At 62.9% G+C, this 272-nt stretch carries 1 protein-coding gene; it reads right to left on the bottom strand.

What is annotated here, in order from left to right; all coding sequences use genetic code 11:
• A partial coding sequence (locus tag SB756_RS30210) for a DUF1302 family protein (protein ID WP_410913252.1) occupies positions 1-272 on the bottom strand: 272 nt, incomplete at both ends.

Below are 272 nucleotides of genomic sequence, written 5' to 3'. Positions count from 1 at the left end.
CATCAGCAGCAGCTGGTGGGCGCCCATGACTTGGCTGAACGCCTGCACGACCGATACCTGGGCCTGGCTCACCTCCTTGCGCCGGTAACCATCGAATGGCGTTTCGTCTGTTGCAGGACGCAGGCCATCGACGTTCAGCGGGCTGCGTCCGGGCGCATTGAGCAATGACTGCAACAGATCATTGCCATTGAGCTGCACCGGCATGTTCGGCCGGTAACTCACTTCCCCTTGCACAGCAGCGCCGCTGCGCAGGGTGGTGGCGAAGGTGAGGC

This window comes from Pseudomonas sp. SIMBA_068 (assembly GCF_046534705.1).
GTDB classification, from domain to species: Bacteria; Pseudomonadota; Gammaproteobacteria; order Pseudomonadales; family Pseudomonadaceae; genus Aquipseudomonas; species Aquipseudomonas putida.
This window is presented reverse-complemented; position numbering and strand designations above follow the sequence as displayed.